General features: G+C 38.1%; 1 rRNA gene. It reads left to right on the forward strand.

Annotation, left to right across the window (positions count from 1 at the left end):
- A 16S ribosomal RNA gene (locus V6259_RS19620) occupies nucleotides 1–86 on the forward strand; the annotation flags it as partial.
- Between the last annotated feature and the right edge of the window lie 400 nt (nucleotides 87–486).

Raw genomic sequence — 486 nt, forward strand, 5'->3', positions numbered from 1 at the left:
TGGCGGTTACCACGGAGTGGTCAATGACTGGGGTGAAGTCGTAACAAGGTAGCCCTAGGGGAACCTGGGGCTGGATCACCTCCTTAAACGATAGAAGCTCTGGTGAGCGTTCACACAAATTATCTGACAAATTCTTAATTAAAAAAGGTCGCTTTTAGCGGCCTTTTTTAGTTTTTATAGCTCAATTGATTGAGTGAAATAAAACTAAAAATAATCGTAGGAAATGCTTGACGAGGTTGTAAAAATCTCTATAATTCGGCCCCACGATTTAGGGGAAGCTTATTTAATTAAGTCTTTCTCAGGTTTAAAAGTAATTTTAAACCATGCTCTTTAACAATTCGAATTTTGAAATAACGATGAATCAAGCGTTAAACCGGTGGAAGTTCACTTTAACCTAGTGACTTCTATTATCGTAAATCCAGAGAGACACAAAAGCTCTTTGGTATGTGATCCGAAACTATTTTGGGTTATATGGTCAAGTGACCA

The sequence above is a fragment of the Marinomonas sp. TI.3.20 genome (assembly GCF_038155025.1).
In the GTDB taxonomy this organism is placed as follows: domain Bacteria; phylum Pseudomonadota; class Gammaproteobacteria; order Pseudomonadales; family Marinomonadaceae; genus Marinomonas; species Marinomonas flavescens.